10 protein-coding genes are annotated in these 14060 nt (G+C 66.2%); 3 read left to right on the forward strand and 7 right to left on the reverse strand.

All coding sequences use genetic code 11. From position 1 onward, the window contains the following. The first annotated feature begins 336 nt into the window (after positions 1-336). Positions 337-1989, forward strand: coding sequence for a methyl-accepting chemotaxis protein (locus A7W11_RS19045; RefSeq protein WP_066417234.1), 1653 nt, complete (start codon positions 337-339; stop codon positions 1987-1989). Between the two features lie 124 nt (positions 1990-2113). On the opposite strand, the gene A7W11_RS19050 is transcribed toward A7W11_RS19045, so the two are convergent. The 5 genes from A7W11_RS19050 to ribD all read right to left on the reverse strand — a co-directional run bounded on the left by A7W11_RS19050 (position 2114) and on the right by ribD (position 9230). Then, positions 2114-3643 (reverse strand): SpoVR family protein, encoded by a 1530-nt coding sequence (locus A7W11_RS19050; protein ID WP_066417235.1) that lies wholly within the window; start codon positions 3641-3643, stop codon positions 2114-2116. Next, positions 3640-4902, reverse strand: a complete 1263-nt coding sequence (locus A7W11_RS19055; RefSeq protein WP_066417237.1) for a YeaH/YhbH family protein — start codon at positions 4900-4902, stop codon at positions 3640-3642. The genes A7W11_RS19050 and A7W11_RS19055 overlap by 4 nt, the downstream gene beginning before the upstream one ends. 12 nt (positions 4903-4914) lie before the next feature. After that, positions 4915-6831, reverse strand: a complete 1917-nt coding sequence (locus tag A7W11_RS19060) for a PrkA family serine protein kinase (RefSeq protein ID WP_412778744.1) — start codon at positions 6829-6831, stop codon at positions 4915-4917. 589 nt (positions 6832-7420) lie between these two features. Beyond that, the gene (locus A7W11_RS19065; RefSeq protein WP_066417241.1) at positions 7421-8050 is read right to left on the reverse strand and encodes a riboflavin synthase; all 630 of its coding nucleotides are present in this window, start codon (positions 8048-8050) and stop codon (positions 7421-7423) included. A 34-nt stretch (positions 8051-8084) separates the two neighbouring features. Then, positions 8085-9230, reverse strand: a complete 1146-nt coding sequence (ribD, locus tag A7W11_RS19070; protein WP_066417242.1) for a bifunctional diaminohydroxyphosphoribosylaminopyrimidine deaminase/5-amino-6-(5-phosphoribosylamino)uracil reductase RibD — start codon at positions 9228-9230, stop codon at positions 8085-8087. A 174-nt stretch (positions 9231-9404) separates the two neighbouring features. Here ribD and A7W11_RS19075 point away from each other — a divergent pair, with 174 nt between their 5' ends. After that, entirely contained in the window at positions 9405-9965 is a 561-nt protein-coding gene (locus A7W11_RS19075) for a cysteine hydrolase family protein (RefSeq protein WP_066417243.1), read from the forward strand. A gap of 5 nt (positions 9966-9970) precedes the next feature. Then, positions 9971-10930: a GlxA family transcriptional regulator gene (locus tag A7W11_RS19080; RefSeq protein WP_066417244.1), complete on the forward strand. Its 960-nt coding sequence runs from the start codon at positions 9971-9973 to the stop codon at positions 10928-10930. Positions 10931-10959: 29 nt separating this feature from the next. Here A7W11_RS19080 and A7W11_RS19085 read toward each other — a convergent pair whose 3' ends face one another. Both A7W11_RS19085 and A7W11_RS19090 read right to left on the reverse strand, forming a co-directional pair. Next, positions 10960-12174 carry a D-alanyl-D-alanine carboxypeptidase family protein gene (locus tag A7W11_RS19085; RefSeq protein WP_082887371.1) on the reverse strand — a complete coding sequence of 405 codons (1215 nt, stop codon included), beginning with the start codon at positions 12172-12174 and terminating at the stop codon, positions 10960-10962. A gap of 42 nt (positions 12175-12216) precedes the next feature. Further along, a complete protein-coding gene (locus A7W11_RS19090) occupies positions 12217-13998 on the reverse strand; it encodes a chloride channel protein (protein WP_066417247.1) in 1782 nt (593 codons plus the stop codon). Between the last annotated feature and the right edge of the window lie 62 nt (positions 13999-14060).

Genomic DNA, 14060 nt, shown 5'->3' on the forward strand with positions numbered 1-14060 from the left:
GGATTCCGTCAGACATCGGAACACGGGCCCAGCGCCGAACCGCCCCAAACGGCGCCGAATCAGACCAAGACCGGACAGGGCAATGCGGATTTGCAACATACCCCCCTGCCACGCACTGACAGAAACCTGTCAATCACCCAAAGAGGGGGACGTAACCCGCGGTACTCTGCCCGTCCAAGTTACAGAAAAATGAGCAATATCAAACATTGCGAGTACGCCATTCCTACAATCTTCGCAAAACGAGAACTAGGCCTCGCGTCCCGCGGACAAGCGGCCCGAAAGCGGCTGCCCAGGCCGAAGGGCGTGCTGCGAGCACCATAAGGTCAACGGAAGACAATGCGCATCAACCTACCCGTCACCCAGCGGGAATACCCCTTTCCCACTGGCCATACCCTGGTTTCCACGACCGACACCAAGGGCCGCATCCTGTACTGCAACCCCGCGTTCGTGGACGTCAGCGGCTTCTCGAAAGACGAACTGCTGGGCCAGCCGCACAACGTGATCCGCCACCCGGACATGCCGGAAGAGGCGTTCCGCGACATGTGGGCCACGATCTCGTCGGGACGCCCCTGGTCGGCGCCGGTGAAAAACCGCCGCAAGAACGGCGACTACTACTGGGTGATGGCCAATGCCACCCCGCTGGTGGAAAACGGCGTGCCGGTGGGCTACATGTCGGTGCGCACGCAGGCCACGCGTGAAGAAATCGAGGACGCCGAGGCGCTCTACGCCACGATGCGCGAAGAACGCGAGGCGGGCCGCCGCCGGCACACCCTGTCGCGCGGCCGGCTGGTCAAGCGCACGCTGTCCGGCCGCCTGGCCGAGTGGACGCGCATGGGGCTGGCCGGCAAGAGCATGACCGGGCTGGTGCTGATGGTGGCCGCGTTCACGGCCATCGACCGCTTCATGCCCACCGACACCACGCTGATGATCTGCGCGGCCTGGGCGCTGCGCCTCATCCTGCTGGGGTTCGCCTGGCGCTGGCTGGCCCGCGGGCTCACGCAACCGCTGGACGAAGTGGTGCAGGCGGCCAACCGCCTGGCCGCCGGCGACCTGACGCAGACGCTGGAGCGCGACCGGGGCGACGAACTGGGCGAACTGCAGACCGCGCTGGCGCAGCTCAGCGTGAACGTGCACTCCATCGTGCGCGATGCCCGCGACCAGAGCCAGGACATCGCGGCCGGCACCGCCGAGATCGCGCGTGGCAACCTGGATCTGTCCGGCCGCACAGAGGCGCAGGCCAGCAATGTGCAGCAGACCGCGGCCTCGATGGAGCAGATCACGGGCACGGTCGGCCAGGCGGCCGAGTCGGCCCAGAAGGCCGGCCAGTTGTCGGCGCAGACCAGCCAGGTGGCCCAACGCGGCGCCGAGGCCGTCGAGCAGGTCAGCCTGACGATGCAGGACATCCTGAAGTCGTCGCGCAGTATCAGCGAGATCACGCAACTGATCGACAGCATCGCCTTCCAGACCAACATCCTGGCGCTGAACGCGGCGGTGGAAGCCGCGCGGGCCGGCGAACAGGGCCGAGGCTTCGCGGTGGTGGCGGCCGAGGTGCGGGCGCTGGCGCAACGCAGCGCCCACGCCGCCAAGGAAATCCGCAACCTGATCGACGAATCGGCCGACAAGGTGGCGCAGGGCAACGAGCGCACCGAACTGGCCCGCAAGACGATGGGCGACGTGCTGGACAGCGTGCAGTCGGTGAACGACCTGATCGCCGAGATCAGCAACGCCACGCGCGAGCAACTGGCCGGGATCTCGCAGGTGAACGCGGCGGTGGCGCAACTGGACGGCATCACGCAGCAGAACGCGACGCTGGTGGAACAGGTGGCCTCGTCGGCGATGTCGCTGGAGCAGTTGGCGCAGAACACCTCGCAAGCCATGCAGGTATTCCGCCTGGACAGCCTGACGGCCATCCCGCGGCCCGACGCGGTGGCGCTGCGTGTCGCGCACGCGCCGCGCAAGGTGGCGCCCAAGGCCTTGCCGGCGGCGTAAGCAAGCCGCTGCTCAGCGCCCGGCCTGCAAGGCTGAATGAAACTGCCCCTGGAGGTGGACCTCGGGTCCAACCCCCAGGGGCAGGTTTCCTTTATGCCGGGAAAACCGGGAACCTCTCAGCGCCTCAAGGCTCGATCTGCCGGTAAGACAGCACCGTGCCGTCCGGCGAGGTCTCCTCCAGGCGCACCCGGAAGCCCCACAGGCGGCCCAGGTGCTTCATCACCTGGTCGGCGTCCTCGGCCGCCAGCGGCCGCCCGCGCGTCTGCTGGTGCCGCAGCACCAGCGAGCGGTCGGATTCGCGCTTGTAGCGCACGACCTGGATGTCCGGCACCTGGTTGTCACGGTTGTGCTGCGCGGCCAGCAGGCGGCGGATGTCGCGGTAGCCCTCGTCGTCGTGGATCGCCGCCACGGCCAGCTTGGGGTTCTCCTGATGGTCGGCGATGGCGAAGAAGCGGAACTCGCGGATCAGGCGCGGCGACAGGTACTGCGAGATGAACGACTCGTCCTTGAAGTTGCGCATGGCGAAGTCCAGCGTCTTGCCCCAATCGCTGCCGGCGATGTCCGGAAACCACTTGCGGTCTTCCGGCGTGGGCGCCTCGCACATGCGGCGGATGTCCGTCATCATCGAATAACCCAGCGCATAGGGATTGATGCCGCCGTAGCCGCGCTGGTCGAAGCCGCGCTGGCTGACCACCCCCGTATGGCTTTGCAGCACCTCCATCATGAAGCCATCGTTGACCAGGCCCTTGTAGTGCAGGCGGTTCAGCAGCGTGTAGTGCCAGAACGTGGCCCAGCCCTCGTTCATCACCTTGGTCTGGCTTTGCGGATAGAAGTACTGGGCGACCTTGCGCACGATGCGCACCAGTTCGCGCTGCCAGGGTTCGAGCCTGGGCGAGTGCTTCTCGATGAAGTACAGCAGGTTCTCTTCGGGCTCGGGCGGAAAAGTGCTTTCGCGGCGCGCCTCGGCCTGCGCGGCCTCGGCCTTGGGCACGGTGCGCCACAGGTCGTTGTACTGCAGGCGCGCGTGTTCTTCGCGTTCGGCCTGGCGCTGCGCTTCCTCGCGGAACGACGGCGGGGTGGGCCGCTTGTAGCGGTCGACGCCGTGCAGGCTGAGCGCATGGCAAGAGTCCAGGATGGCCTCGACCGTCTCGATGCCGTAGCGTTCCTCGCAGTCCATGACGAACTTGCGCGCGAAGACCAGGTAGTCCAGCACGCCGTCGGCATCGGTCCACTGGCGAAACAGGTAGTTGCTCTTGAAGAACGAGTTGTGCCCGTAGCAGGCATGCGCAATCACCAGCGCCTGCATGGCCATGGAATTCTCTTCCATCAGGTACGAGATGCAGGGGTTGGAGTTGATGACGATCTCGTACGCCAGCCCCTGCATGCCCGTGCGGTAGTACTGCTCGTTGCGGATGAACTCCTTGCCGTACGACCAGTGCGGATAGCCCAGCGGCAGGCCCGCCGACGCATAGGCGTCGAGCATCTGCTCGGAGGTGATGATCTCGATCTGGTTGGGATAGGTATCCAGGCCATACTCCGCGGCGGTCTCGGAGATGACTTCGTCATAGCGCTGGATCAGGTCGAAGGTCCATTCGGACCCCTCCGATATCGGCCGCGCCGCGCGCTCGCCTGCAGGCCCCACGATCATGTTCATACCGCCTCCTTCTTGAACAGGTCATGAAACACCGGATAGATCTCGCTGCGGTCGCAGATGCGGCGCATCGCGAAGTGCGGCGAGGTCTCCTGCTCGTACTCGGCCCACAGGCTGCTCTTGCGGGCCTCGGCCGAGTCGGGCACTTCGATGTAGGCGAAGTACCGCGCGCCCGGCAGCAGATGCTCGGACAGGAACCGCGCGCTCTTGCCCGCGTCGGCGCCGAACGAATCGCCGTCGCTGGCCTGGGCCGCGTACACGTTCCAGGCCGTGGGCGGATAGCGGTCGTTCATGATGTCGCGCATCAGCTCCAGCGCCGACAGCACGATGGTGCCACCGCTCTTGGGGTCGTAGAAGAACGTGTGCTCGTCGACTTCCTCCGCGTTGTCGGTATGGCGGATGAAGACCACGTCCACGTGCTCGTACTTGCGCGACAGGAACAGGTACAGCAGCGTGTAGAAGCGCTTGGCCAGATCCTTCTTGCCCTCGTCCATCGAACCGGAGACGTCCATCAGGCAGAACATGACCGCGCGCGCCACGGGCGTGGAGACCGCCACGCGATGGCGGTAGCGCAGGTCCATGTCGTCCAGGAAAGGCACTCGGGCCACGCGCGCCGTCCATTCGGCCACGTCGGCGCGCAAGGGCTCCAGCTCATCTTCCGGCGCCTCGCGCGCCTCGGCCTCGTGCAGCTTCTGGTCGGCTTCTTCCAGCCCGTTGCGCGCGTTGACGCTGAGCGCCACGCGGCGCGACAGCGAGGCGCGCAGCGTGCGGTTGATGCTGAGTTGGCTGGGCGAGCCGCTGGTGGTATAGCCCGCACGCTGCCACTTCTTCTGCGACACGTCGCCCAACTGCGTGCGTACCAGGTGCGGCAGCTCGAGGTCCTCGAAGAACAGGTTGAGAAACTCGGCGCGCGACAGGCTGAAGGTGAACTGATCCACCGACTCGCCTTCGCCGGGTTCCGAGCCGCCCCCGCCCCCGCCGCCGCCATTCGGACGATCGAAGGTATCGCCGCGGGTGAACTCACGGTTGCCGGGGTGCACGATCTCGCGATCGCCCCCCTGCCCGTGGCGGAAACTCGGCTCGGAGATGTCTCGCGTGGGCAGGTTGATCTCGCCCCCGCGATCCATGTCCTCGATGGACCGCTCCTTGATCATGTCGCCGACCGCCTTGCGAATCTGATCCTTGTAGCGGCGCAGGAACCGTTCCCGGTTCACCGCACTCTTGTTGCGGCCATTCAAACGCCTGTCGATGAGCGAATTCATGATTCACTCTCCTCAGGAAGACTTCCTCACCCGAAGGTACCACTCGCACAGCAGACGTACCTGCTTCTCGGTGTAACCCTTCTCCACCATTCTGTCGACGAAGCTCTGGTGCTTGTTGCGGTCTTCGGCCGACGCCTTGGCGTTGAACGAAATGACCGGCAGCAAGTCTTCCGTGTTCGAGAACATCTTCTTCTCGATCACTTCACGCAGCTTCTCGTAGCTGGTCCAGTTGGGATTGCGGCCCGAGTTGTTGGCACGCGCCCGCAGCACGAAATTGACGATCTCGTTGCGGAAATCCTTGGGATTGGCGATACCCGCCGGTTTCTCGATCTTTTCCAGTTCGTCGTTCAACGCGCTGCGGTCGAAGCTCTCGCCGGTTTCGGGATCGCGGAACTCTTCGTCCTGGATCCAGCAGTCGGCGAACGTGACGTAGCGGTCGAAGATGTTCTGGCCATACTCGGAATACGACTCGAGATAGGCGGTCTGGATCTCCTTGCCGATGAACTCCGCGTAGCGCGGCCCCAGCCAGCCCTTGATGAACTCGAGATAGCGGCGCCGCGTTTCCTCGGGGAAGTCTTCGCGGGCGATGCGCTGCTCGAGCACATACATCAGGTGCACGGGGTTGGCCGCCACCTCGGTCTGGTCATGGTTGAAGACGCTGGACAGGATCTTGTACGCGAAGCGCGTGGAGACCCCCGTCATGCCTTCGTCGGTACCGGCGTAGTCCTTGTACTCCTGCAGCGCCTTGGCCTTGGGATCGACGTCTTTCAGGGTCTCGCCGTCGTACACCCGCATCTTGGAATAGATGCTGGAATTCTCCGGCTCTTTCAGGCGCGTCAGCACCGAGAACTGGGCCATCATTTCCAGCGTTCCAGGCGCGCACGGGGCCTTGGACAGCGAGCTGTGGCGCAACAGCTTGTCGTAGATGCGCACCTCTTCAGACACCTGCAGGCAGTACGGCACCTTGACGATGTAGATACGGTCGAGGAAGGCCTCGTTGTGCTTGTTGTTGCGGAAGGTCTGCCACTCGGATTCGTTCGAGTGGGCCAGGATGCTGCCGTTGAACGGAATGGCCGAGAAGCCCTCGGTGCCCTTGAAGTTGCCTTCCTGCGTCGCCGTCAGCAACGGGTGCAGCATCTTGATGGGCGCCTTGAACATTTCCACGAACTCGAGCAGGCCCTGGTTGGCCAGGCACAGGCCGCCGGAGTAGCTGTACGCGTCCGGGTCGTCCTGCGAGAAGCGATCGAGTTTGCGAATATCGACCTTGCCGACCAGCGAGGAGATATCCTGGTTGTTCTCGTCGCCCGGCTCGGTCTTGGCGATGGCCACCTGGCGCAGCACCGACGGGTTCAGGCGCACCACGCGGAATTGCGAGATGTCGCCATCGAACTCGCGCAGGCGCTTGACGGCCCACGGCGACATGATGCCGCTGAGGTAGCGCCGGGGAATGCCGTACTCGGCTTCCAGCGTGTCGCCGAAGCGTTCGGGATGGAACAGGCCCAGCGGCGACTCGTTGACGGGCGAGCCCTTCAGCGCATAGATGGGATAGGCCTCCATCAGCACCTTGAGCCGCTCGGCGATGGACGACTTGCCGCCGCCCACGGGCCCCAGCAGGTACAGGATCTGCTTGCGCTCTTCCAATCCCTGCGCGGCGTGCTTGAAGAACGCCACGATCTGGTCGATGACGTCTTCCATGCCGTAGAACTCGCGGAACGCGGGATAGCGGCGGATGACGCGGTTGGAGAAAAGACGCGACAGCCGCGGATCGTTGCGCGTGTCTACCAGCTCGGGTTCGCCGATGGCCGACAACATGCGTTCGGCCGGACTGGCGTACGCCATGGGATCGCGTTTTGCCAGGGCGAGATATTCTTCGAGAGAAAGCTCGGTTTCCTGGTCGCGGGCGTACTGCGATTTGAAGCCTTCGAGGATGCTTTGCACGGCCAACCCCTCCTACGGTTTCGAAGCACTGAACTAACCATCCGCGTGCTGCACCTTCGGCTTGCTGTCCCATCGGGATGGGGGTTTGCCTTGGCACTGCGCGGCGGTAAAAAGCTGCGGCAAAAACTACGGCAAAAAATCAGGTCGGTTGCCTTCATTGTGTTCCTCAAGCAAGAGCGGTGCCAGTCCTTATTGCGATTGGACACACCACATGATGTTGACGTGGTTGTTTCACCACACACAATAGAAGGGATAGGAAGACCCTTATTCGCTTAGGCCCCCATCTTCGTCAACAAGTTCCGGCAATGGGTAAATTCAGGGCCGGTTTTGCACAAATAACCTTCGTATCAGCACACAAGACCAACGAGTGCCAACACCTCCGGCATGCACGATTCGATGCATGCATGCACGTTATGAGTACCTACGAAGAGGGACACGCACCGGATCCGGGCGTGTGAAATCAGCACGGGAAAACACTGATGAAAAAAGGGTTTCGCGTGACGTCGATGACGCGCGCCCTGGCAAATGCATGGCCGCATCGCAAACGCGCCGGCATTGCGCCGCCGCGTCACTCGTGGAATCAGCGGCTTTGCGCGGCGGGCAGATTCAACATGCGCTCGACGTAACGCGCGATGGTGTCGATCTCGATATTGACCTTGTCGCCTGCCTGGACATTGCGCAGCGTGGTGACTTCCTGCGTGTGCGGGATGATGTTGATGCTGATCTCGCAGCCGTGTGCATCGTCATCCACGCGATTCACGGTCAGGCTGATGCCGTTGACGGTGACCGATCCCTTGTACGCCAGGTAGCGGGCCAGGTCGCGCGGCACCCGGATCGCCAGCTCGCGAGATTCGCCCACCGGCGCGAAACGCACCACGGTGCCCAGTCCATCGACATGGCCCGACACCAGATGCCCGCCGATCTGGTCGCCGACGCACAACGATTTCTCGAGATTGACCTCGCCCGGCGCATGCAGCCCGACGGTGCGCGACAGGCTTTCCTGCGACACGTCGACGTGGAAACGGCCCGGCGCCGGCAGGGCGATGACCGTCATGCAGGCGCCCTGCACCGCGATCGAGTCGCCGATGCCCACGTCGCCCAGGTCTAGGTTGGCCGCGTCGATGTCCAGCCGCACACCGGCCTGCTCGCCGCCAGGCAGCGGCTCGACGTTGACAATGCGGCCTACCGCCGCGACAAGACCGGTGAACATGATCGGGTTCCTTCCTGGATGGGATATTCGGGAGTTAGCGGGTTTCGCCGGCCAGCCCATGCACCAGGGACTGCCAGCTTGCCGCCACGCGGGCGCGCAGGCGCGCATCGCTGCCCACGCGGGTGAAATCGATGAATTCGAAGCGGCGCGCGGCGTCCAGATGGTCGATCATGGGCATGCGCACCATGCCGGCCGCGTCGCCCAGCAGCGTGGGCGCCAGATAGACCAGCAATTCGTCGACGCAATGCGCCGACAGCAGCGCGCCCGACAGGCCCGCGCCCGCCTCGACGTGCACTTCGTTGACGTCGTGCTCGCCCAGCCAGCGCATCATGCCGGGCAGGTCGACGCGCTGCGGCGCATCGGAGGGCATCAGGATGGTGTGCACGTTGCGCCGCGCCAGCCGTTCGGCCTTGGCCGCGTCGAACCGGGCGGTGAAGACCAGCACCTCGGTACCGTCGATCAGCCGTGCGTTCTCGGGCAGGGCGAAGCGCGCATCCACCACCGCCTTGCGTGGCTGGCGGGGCGTGGCCACCTCTCGCACGTTCAGTTGCGGATCGTCGGCCAGCACGGTGCCCATGCCGGTCAGCACCACGCAGCTGCGGGCGCGCCAGTGATGGCCGTCGGCGCGGGCCTGCGGGCCGGTGATCCACTGCGACATGCCGTTGTGCAGCGCGCTGCGGCCGTCCAGCGACGCCGCCAGTTTCAGCCAGGTCCAGGGCGTGCCGCGCTGCATGCGCGAGGCGAAACCGGGATTCAGTTCGAGCGCCTCCTGCTGGCACAGGCCGACGTGCACGACGATGCCGGCCTTGTACAGGCGTTCGATACCGCGCCCGTTGACCTTGGGATTCGGATCGCTCATGGCGATCACCACGCGCGCCGGCTGCGCGGCCACCAGGGCATCCGCGCACGGCGGCGTGCGGCCGAAATGGCTGCAAGGCTCCAGCGTGACGTAGAACGTGGCGCCGGCCACGGCGTGGCCGCGCGCGGCGGCGTCGCGCAGCGCGACGATCTCGGCATGCGGACCGCCCGGCGGCTGCGTGGCGCCCTCGCCCAGCACCTGCCCGTCGCGCACGATGACGCATCCCACACGGGGGTTGGGAGAAGTGATGTACAGCACGCCGCGCGCCAGCTCCAGGGCGCGCCGCATCCAGGTCTGGTCCAGGGGATCGAGTTGGCTCATGAGGCCTACGATTGTATGCCTGCCAAGAGCGCCGGCCCGTCCTTCCCATCCCGGGCATGGGGGAATGTCCGAATCGGTCCGGTGATGGTCCGAGGGCGATCTCGCGGAGGTATCCTGTGCGGACGGACAATGGCGTCGTTCCCTTCGTTCAACACCATTTTCTCCAGGATAGCCATGAAACAAGCCTTGATCGTGATCGACGCGCAGGAATCCTTTCGCCAGCGTCCGTTTTGGGACGATGCCGAGTATCCGGCATATGTTCGCGCCCAGCAGGCGCTGATCGACGCCGCCGCCGCGCGCGGCATCGCCGTGCTGCAGGTGTTCCATCAGGCCAACAGCGACGATCCCGCCAACCCGTTTTCGCCCGCTTCCGGCCACGTCGCCACCCTGCGCGAACTGCGCATCTCGCCCACCGCCGTATTCCGCAAGACGGTGCATTCGTCGCTGTACGCCCGGGACGAGGCCGGCGGCACGCTGCACGACTGGCTGAAGGCCAATGCGATCGAAGCCGTCGCCATCAGCGGCCTGCGCACCGAGCAGTGCTGCGAAACCACCGCGCGGCATGCCTCGGACGAGGGTTTCAAGGTGCGCTACGCGCTGGACGCCACGCTGACGTTCACCATGCAGAGCGCGTCGGGCAAGCGCTATTCGCCGCAGGAGATCCGCGAGCACACCGCGCTGGTGCTGCAGGGCCGTTTCGCCGATGTGGTGCCGGCCGCCGACGCGCTGGCCTGATCCGCATGGTTCCGGTCTATTTCGTGGTGGCGCCCCGCATCGTGCTGCTGGACGTGGCGGGGCCGGCCGAGGCTTTCCGGGCAGCGAACAAATTCGCGCCCGGCAGCTTCGACGTGCATTACTGCGGACCGGAACCCGATGTGGAAAGCGGTCTGGCCGGATTGCGCCTGGGCGGCCTGGAACCGCTGCCGGACCGTCTGCCCGCCAACGCGCTGGTGGTGCTTTCGGGCATGGTGGGCGCCAGCCCCGACTGGCTGTCGCCTGCCGTCAGCCGCGTCGTGCACTGGCTGGCCCGGCGCCAACCCGCTGATGGCTTCACGCTGATGTCGGTCTGCGCCGGCGCGCTGGTGGCGGCCTCGGCCGGCCTGCTGCATGGCCGCGAATGCACCAGCCACCACGCCTGCCTGGATGCGCTGGCCCGCCTGGCGCCCACCGCGCGCGTGCACGACAACCGCATCTTCGTGGAAGACGGCCCGATGCTGACCAGCGCGGGCATCACGGCGGGCATCGATCTGGCGTTGCATCTGGTGGCGCGTGAATGCGGCCCGCAGACGGCGGCAGCCACGGCGCGCGACATGGTGGTGTACCTGCGCCGCGCGGGCAACGACCCTGCACTGTCGCCCTGGCTGGACGGGCGCAATCATCTGCATCCGGGCGTGCATCGCGTGCAGGACGCCGTCCTGCGCGCGCCCACGGCCGACTGGTCGGCCGGCCTGCTGGCCGAACAGGCCCACACCAGCGCCCGGCACCTGAACCGCCTGTTCGCGGAACACGCGGGCTGCACGCCCATGGAATACGTCTATCGCATCCGCCTGGCGCTGGCCAGTGAATTGATCCGCGAGACGCGGCTGGACCTGGAACGGGTGGCCGAACGCACGGGATTCGGATCGGCGCACCATCTGCGGCGCGTGTGGCGCCGGCATGCGCCGGGATCGCCCAGCGCGTTGCGTGGGGCCTCCGGCTGACGGAACGATCCAGGCAAGAGGGCCGCGGATCAGCGCATCCACAACCGCACGGTATCCCACGCGCGCCCGGCGATGCCCGCCTGCGCCACGGGTTCCAGCGCCACCACCGGCACCTGCACCGCCGGCTTGCCGTCCACCGTCACCTGGACCATGCCCACGCGTTGGCCCTGGTCCAGGGGCGCGATCAGCGTGTCCGACGGTTGTTCCTGGCGTTCGATCTTCGAACCCATCGGCACCGTCAGGAAAACGTCATTGGCGTAGCCAGTCTTGACGGCATCGAGATCGCCCTTCCAGACCTGCGCGCTGCCCGCGGACTCGCCCTTGGCGTACAGGCGCACGGTATCGAAGGCGCGGAAGCCCCATTCCAGCAGCGTGCGGCTTTCCTGGGTGCGCAGCTTGTCGGAGGACGTGCCGATGATGACCGAGATCAGGCGGCGCTGCAGGCCGTTGGCCGGCCGCTGGGCCGAATTGACGATGCAATAGCCGGCCGAGCTGGTGTGGCCGGTCTTCAGGCCGTCGACCGACGGATCCAGCCACAGCAGGCGATTGCGGTTGGACTGCGTGATCTTGTTGTAAGTGAACTGCTTGGTGACGTCGTACTTGCGCGACTGCGGGAAGTCGCGCTGCAGCCGCGCGGCCAGCAGGCCGATCTCGCGCGCCGTGGTGTACGTGTCCGGGCTGGGCAGGCCGTGCGGGCTGGCGAAATGCGTGTTGTGCAGGCCGAGCGCCTCGGCCTGCTGGTTCATGCGCGTCACGAAGGCCTCGACCGAACCCGACACGGCCTCGGCCAGCGCGATGGCGGCGTCGTTGCCGGACTGGATCAAGAGGCCCGAGATCAGATCGTCGACGGACACGCGGGTATTGGGCTCGATGAACATCTTCGAGCTGTCCGCCGCTACCTTCCAGGCGCGCTCGGACACCAGCACCTGCTGGTCCAGCGTGATCTGCCTGTTCTGCAGCGCCTGGAACACCAGGTACGCCGTCATGATCTTGGTCAGCGAGGCGGGCTCGATGCGCATGTCGGCATTCTGCTCGCCCAGTACCTGGCCACTGGTGGCGTCCAGCAGCAGCCAGGCCTTGGCCGTGAGCACCGGCACTTGCTGCGACAACACGCCCATGCCGCTGGACGCGGGGGCGGTTGCCGGGGGCGATGGCGGCGTGACGGCCTGCGCGGGCGCGCCGCTCAATGCGGCCAGGATGGCAATGGCGCCGGTCGACGCCACGATGGTTTTTTTGAAGGACATATCGTTGTGGATGCTGCGTATTCTTCGGGACTGCCAATCGCGTCACCCGCCCGCACGCCAGCGCAGGCAGGCCACCCGTTCGTGCTCGTCGGCCAGGCGCAGCGCGCGCAGCCGCAGCAGGTCTTTACGGCCCACCAGGCCCAGCAGCCGTCCGTCTTCGCGTGCCACGATGGGCACGCGGCCGACGCCCGACAGGGCCATGCGATCCGCAAGTTGGCTGGCTAGTTCGTCCGGATGGCCCGTGAAAAGTTCACGGCCCGCCAGTACATCGGCCAGTGTCAGGTTGCCGTCAACACCGTCGACGGTCCATGCCAGGCTGTCCGCGCGCGTCAGCTCGCCCACCACCACGCCCCGCGCGTCGACCACGGGATAGCTGGTGTGGCGGCGTTCGAGGGTAGTGAAGTGATCGACGGCCTGCGCCACGGTCAGGGTGTCCGGCAAGGTGTGCACATCGGTGGTCATGAGACTGCCGACACGGGCCAGGTCGAACGGGTCGACATGATACTCCCGCGATACGTGATGGCCGCGGCGCGCGATCTTCTCGGTCAGGATGGAGCGCTTGAGCAGCAGCACGGTGACGCCATAGGCGCACATGCAGGCGGCCAGCACCGGCAGCATCACGCTGAAGTTGCCGGTGAGTTCGACGACGAACAGCGTGGCGGTCAGCGGCGCGCGCATCGTGCCGCCCATCATCGCCGCCATGCCGACCAGGGCCCAGAAGCCCGGATCGGCCGCCGGCAACAGCGGCGTGGCCAACGCGCCCAACGCACCGCCGAAGATCAGCAGCGGCGCCAGCACGCCGCCCGAGGTGCCCGACCCGAGCGACACCGACCAGATGACGGCCTTGACCACCAGCAGCAGCAGCACGGCGGTCAGCACCATGTCGCCGGACAACAGATGGCGGATGTTGTCGTAGCCCACGCCCAGCGCGGCGGGCTCGATCAGGCCGCCCACGCCGATGGCCAGTCCGCCCAGCGCGGGCCACCACATCCAGTGGATGGGCAGGCGCGCGAAAGCGTCTTCGGCCGCGTAGACCATCGCGGTCAGCACGCCCGAACCCAGGCCGGCCAGCACGCCCAGCGCCACGCAACCCAGCGCCTGCGCGGCGCCGAACGCCACGACGCCCTGATAGGCGAAGATCGGCGCGCCGTCGAGCAGCAGCGGCCGGCAGGCCGCCGCCGTCACCGCCGCCACGGCCACCGGCAGGAAACTGCGCGGTTTCCATTCGAACAGCAGCAGTTCGACGGCCAGCAGGGTGGCGGCGATCGGCGTGGCGAACACGGCCGTCATGCCGGCCGCGGCGCCCGCCACCAGCAGGGCCTTGCGCTCGTTGGCGCTGACGTGCACGAGCTGGCCCAGCAGCGAGCCGATGGCCCCGCCCGTCATGATGATGGGACCTTCCGCGCCGAACGGACCGCCCGTGCCGATGGACACCGCCGACGACAGCGGCTTGAGCACGGCCACCTTGGGCTGGATCCGGCTGCGGCCGATCAGGATGGCCTCCATCGCCTCGGGTATGCCGTGGCCGCGGATCTTCTCGGAGCCATAGCGCGCCATCAGGCCGATGAGGAGACACCCGATGACGGGCACCGCCACGGTCCACACGCCCCAGGGACTGCCGTCGATCGGCAGGTCGTCCAGCGACAGGCGGCCGTAATAGGCCAGGTTGGTACATAGGGCGATCAGGCGCAGCAGGCCCCAGGCGGCGCCCACGCCGGCCACGCCGACGGGAATCGCCAGGCCCATGAGCAGCAGCACGCGTCGGTCGGCCGTGAAGTCGCCCAGCCGGATATGCGGCGCCGGGATGGAAGCAGAGGATTTCATAGAAAAGAACAGGGAGGCCGGGCCATCGGAATGACGGCTTTGAAAATATATATCGTATCACG

It is taken from the genome of Bordetella ansorpii (assembly GCF_900078315.1).
Classification (GTDB): domain Bacteria; phylum Pseudomonadota; class Gammaproteobacteria; order Burkholderiales; family Burkholderiaceae_B; genus Bordetella; species Bordetella ansorpii.

Bases quoted from the DNA above. Each gene is read 5' to 3' on its own strand.
- A7W11_RS19045 (WP_066417234.1), top strand. From the start codon at position 337: ATGCGCATCAACCTACCCGTCACCCAGCGGGAATACCCCTTTCCCACT.
- A7W11_RS19050 (WP_066417235.1), bottom strand. From the start codon at position 3,643: ATGAACATGATCGTGGGGCCTGCAGGCGAGCGCGCGGCGCGGCCGATA.
- A7W11_RS19055 (WP_066417237.1), bottom strand. From the start codon at position 4,902: ATGAATTCGCTCATCGACAGGCGTTTGAATGGCCGCAACAAGAGTGCG.
- A7W11_RS19065 (WP_066417241.1), bottom strand. From the start codon at position 8,050: ATGTTCACCGGTCTTGTCGCGGCGGTAGGCCGCATTGTCAACGTCGAG.
- ribD (WP_066417242.1), bottom strand. From the start codon at position 9,230: ATGAGCCAACTCGATCCCCTGGACCAGACCTGGATGCGGCGCGCCCTG.
- A7W11_RS19075 (WP_066417243.1), top strand. From the start codon at position 9,405: ATGAAACAAGCCTTGATCGTGATCGACGCGCAGGAATCCTTTCGCCAG.
- A7W11_RS19080 (WP_066417244.1), top strand. From the start codon at position 9,971: ATGGTTCCGGTCTATTTCGTGGTGGCGCCCCGCATCGTGCTGCTGGAC.
- A7W11_RS19085 (WP_082887371.1), bottom strand. From the start codon at position 12,174: ATGTCCTTCAAAAAAACCATCGTGGCGTCGACCGGCGCCATTGCCATC.
- A7W11_RS19090 (WP_066417247.1), bottom strand. From the start codon at position 13,998: ATGAAATCCTCTGCTTCCATCCCGGCGCCGCATATCCGGCTGGGCGAC.